This is a genomic window from Parasphingopyxis sp. (assembly GCF_052168275.1).
In the GTDB taxonomy this organism is placed as follows: Bacteria; Pseudomonadota; Alphaproteobacteria; order Sphingomonadales; family Sphingomonadaceae; genus Parasphingopyxis.
In genome coordinates, this window is the sequence record NZ_JBQLZM010000087.1 from 1 (window position 1) to 3588 (window position 3588).

Consider the following 3588-nt stretch of genomic DNA (forward strand, 5'->3'; position numbering starts at 1 on the left):
AAAAAGGTCGTTATCGCCGTGAGAAAGGCCGAAGCGCCGGCGAGCCGCAGGAATCCGTCATCGAAGCCTGTGGCGGTAACGAGGGAAGCGTTTTGCGTCGCCATGACACGATAGTAACGCTGCCGGCATGGCCGCCAAAACGAGTTCGATCAAAGACGGAAAATATCCGTCAAGCGGCGCGGGGGACGATCCGGTCGAGTTCGCCATTCAATGCGCGCTTGGCCTCGCGGATTTCGAACTGGTCCTGCAGCCGCAGGAAGAAGCCTTCGGACATGCAAAAATATCGTGCGAGACGCAGGTCGAGTTCGCCGTCCACCCGGGCCGAACCATCAATCATGGCTTCCAGACGCGCGACATCGACCGCAATCTCCTCGGCCAGCGCAGCGCTGTCGAGATCGAGCGGTTCCATGAATTCGCTGACCAGCAACTCCCCGGCATGGCTGTTGTGCAGCGATTCGGAGTCAGTGATAGTCCGTGATTTCGACGCCATCGGCATTTCCGTCCTTCCAGACGAAACATATACGCCATTGCCTATTAATGGAAAGGGAATGCTGGCCAGCGCGGTCTCCGGAAAGCGCATGAAGACGGTTACTGGGCGGGTTTCTGAGGTCCTCGAGCGTATCCGCGGCATCGAGCATCGCCAGTCTATCGAGCGCGAGATTCTGGATGTCCGGCGGCAATTTCCGGCTCCGCGAGCCGTTCCAGATGCGTTCGGTTTCCTTGTCGGCGAAGGAGAGGATCATTGTTTGAGCGCGTCCATGCGGACCCAATCTTCGTCATGTGGGCGCCGCACAAACCAGAACCTCCAGCCGTTCACGTTCGTATTGGAAATCGCACTAGCCGCGTCCGAAGGACTGGTCCTGACGTTACCTAATTCGTCTACCCACTGAGATTTATTGATCCATGCCCGATAGGTCTTGCCTTTGTACGTCGCGCGAAACCAGGTGCCATCGGGAAAGAATACGTTGGAAAACCAAACGCCGCCAGTTTCGCCGCCAAGACCGCGCGTGACCCCTGGGAGACCGGGAGTGTCTATTTCGCCGAGACGCGGAGCCACCTCGGTGGCCGGCATACCAAGCAGCCGGCGAATAGCCTCATTATAGCTATCGGATTCGTCGGTAAGTTTGGCCGTAAGTGCTTTGAAAACCTCGAAATCTATTTCAATTTGCATTGCCTATCTCCGAAGATATAGTGATCTTCGTAGAAAAAATAGTTTTTGTCAAGACATGCGGCTGCTTGCTACCGCATCTTCCGCTGTGTCTTTCCGTAGCGCAGCTTGCGCGTCCCCGGCCGCCCCTCGGTCGCACGGCCCTTCGGCCTCGCGACCTGTTCGTCCGCCGGCAGTCCCAGCTCTTCGCTTTCGAGTCGCCGGATTTCGTCGCGCAGGCGGCCGGCTTCTTCGAACTCCAGGTCCGCGGCGGCGGCGCGCATGCGTTTTTCGAGGTCTTCGATGTACGCGCGCAGGTTATGGCCGACGAGATTGTTGACCGCCTCGTCGCCGGTATCGACGGTCACGCTGTCCTTCGACGCCGTGTGCGCGACAATGTCGGAAATATTGCTCTTGATCGTCGTCGGCGTGATGCCGTGGAGCGCGTTATATTCGCGCTGTTTCTCGCGCCGTCGGTCGGTCTCGGCGATGGCGCGTTCCATCGATCCGGTGATCCGGTCGGCATAGAGGATCACCCGCCCCTCGACATTGCGTGCGGCGCGGCCGATCGTCTGGACGAGGCTCGTCTCGCTGCGCAGGAAGCCCTCCTTGTCGGCGTCGAGGATGCAGACCAGCCCGCATTCGGGAATGTCGAGGCCTTCCCGGAGGAGGTTGATGCCGACCAGCACGTCATAGACGCCGAGGCGCAGATCGCGGATCAGTTCGATCCGCTCCAGGGTTTCGACGTCCGAATGCATGTAGCGGACGCGCAGCCCGGCCTCGTGCATGAATTCGGTCAGGTCCTCGGCCATGCGTTTCGTGAGCGTCGTGACGAGCGTCCGATAGCCCTTCTTCGCCGTCTCGCGGCACTCATTGATGCAGTCGTCGACCTGCTCCTCGACCGGGCGGATCGTGACCGGCGGATCGATGAGGCCGGTCGGGCGGATGACCTGCTCGGAGAACACGCCGCCCGTCTGCTCCATCTCCCAGGGGCCGGGCGTCGCGCTGACGCACACCGTCTGCGGGCGCATCGCGTCCCATTCGTTGAAACGCAGCGGCCGGTTGTCGATGCAGCTCGGCAGGCGGAAGCCATATTCGGCGAGCGTCAGCTTGCGGCGATGGTCGCCGCGCGCCATCGCGCCGACCTGCGGGATCGTCTGGTGTGATTCGTCGACGAAGAGCAGCGCATTGTCGGGGAGGTACTCGAACAGGGTCGGCGGCGGTTCGCCGGGCAGGCGGCCGGTCAGGAAGCGCGAATAATTCTCGATCCCCGCGCAGCTGCCGGTCGCGGCGATCATTTCGAGATCGAAGTTCGTCCGCTGCTCGAGCCGCTGGGCCTCCAGCAGCATCCCGGCGTCCTGCAATTCCTTCAGCCGCACCGCCAGTTCGCGCCTGATCGCCTCCATCGCCTGTTTCATCGTCGGGCCGGGCGTGACGTAGTGCGAGTTGGCGAAGACGCGCACGCGATCGAGCTTCGCGCCCTTCTTGCCGGTCAGCGGATCGAATTCGGCGATTTCCTCGATCTCGTCGCCGAACATGCTGACCCGCCAGGCCATATCCTCGTAATGGCTCGGGAAGATCTCCAGATTGTCGCCGCGCACCCGGAAATTGCCGCGCGCGAAGGCGGCGTCGTTGCGCTTGTACTGGAGCGAGACGAGCTTGCGGATGATGTCGCGCTGGTCGGCCGTCTGGCCCTTCCGGATGTCGAAGGTCATCGCCGCATAGGTCTCGACCGAGCCGATGCCGTAGAGGCAGGAGACCGAGGCGACGATCAGCACATCGTCCCGCTCGAGCAGCGACCGCGTCGCCGAATGGCGCATCCGGTCGATCGCCTCGTTCACCGAGCTTTCCTTCTCGATATACGTGTCGGAGCGCGGCACATAGGCCTCGGGCTGGTAATAGTCGTAATAGCTGACGAAATATTCGACCGCATTGTTCGGGAAGAACTGCTTGAATTCGCCGTAGAGTTGCGCGGCGAGGATCTTGTTCGGCGCGAGCACCAGCGCCGGCCGCTGCAGCGCCTCGACCACCTTGGCCATGGTGAAGGTCTTGCCCGAGCCGGTAACGCCGAGCAGCACCTGGTCCTTCTCCCCGGCCCGCGCCGTCTCGACGAGCTCGGCGATCGCCGTCGGCTGGTCGCCCGAGGGTTCGTAGTCGGAGGCCAGTTCGAACCGCTTGCCGCCTTCGGCCTTGTCGGGCCGTTCGGGCCGGTGCGGCACGAAGCCGCTATCGGTTTCGGGTTCCTCGAGGCCGGTGCGGATCGCGATTGCCATGCGAGCGGATATGGAGCGCGGCAGGCGGTTTCGCAACGGTCGGCGGCGCCCGGGGGGCAAGCCTCCTGACACAGGCCGGTCCGCCATCGGCGCGGCGGTTTGTCCTTGCGTCTTTTCGCGGCGTTCGCCAGTGTCGCGCCCAAGGGTCCGCTCTTGTCCCATTTTCGA

The 3588-nt window shown here is 62.4% G+C and carries 4 protein-coding genes; all 4 read right to left on the reverse strand.

The features are described from left to right. Positions 1–169: 169 nt before the first annotated feature. Positions 170–580 (reverse strand): HigA family addiction module antitoxin, encoded by a 411-nt coding sequence (locus tag ACTS1X_RS07885; RefSeq protein ID WP_442613839.1) that lies wholly within the window; start codon positions 578–580, stop codon positions 170–172. Continuing rightward, positions 462–743: a type II toxin-antitoxin system RelE/ParE family toxin gene (locus ACTS1X_RS07890; RefSeq protein WP_442613842.1), complete on the reverse strand. Its 282-nt coding sequence runs from the start codon at positions 741–743 to the stop codon at positions 462–464. Before ACTS1X_RS07890 ends, ACTS1X_RS07885 begins: the two co-directional genes overlap by 119 nt. Beyond that, positions 740–1171: a hypothetical protein gene (locus ACTS1X_RS07895; RefSeq protein ID WP_442613840.1), complete on the reverse strand. Its 432-nt coding sequence runs from the start codon at positions 1169–1171 to the stop codon at positions 740–742. Before ACTS1X_RS07895 ends, ACTS1X_RS07890 begins: the two co-directional genes overlap by 4 nt. Positions 1172–1239: 68 nt before the next feature. Further along, positions 1240–3420, reverse strand: a complete 2181-nt coding sequence (uvrB, locus tag ACTS1X_RS07900; RefSeq protein WP_442613841.1) for an excinuclease ABC subunit UvrB — start codon at positions 3418–3420, stop codon at positions 1240–1242. Between the last annotated feature and the right edge of the window lie 168 nt (positions 3421–3588).

Coding starts and splice junctions, on each gene's coding strand:
- ACTS1X_RS07885 (WP_442613839.1), bottom strand. CDS start 580: ATGCGCTTTCCGGAGACCGCGCTGGCCAGCATTCCCTTTCCATTAATA.
- ACTS1X_RS07895 (WP_442613840.1), bottom strand. CDS start 1,171: ATGCAAATTGAAATAGATTTCGAGGTTTTCAAAGCACTTACGGCCAAA.
- uvrB (WP_442613841.1), bottom strand. CDS start 3,420: ATGGCAATCGCGATCCGCACCGGCCTCGAGGAACCCGAAACCGATAGC.
- ACTS1X_RS07890 (WP_442613842.1), bottom strand. CDS start 743: ATGATCCTCTCCTTCGCCGACAAGGAAACCGAACGCATCTGGAACGGC.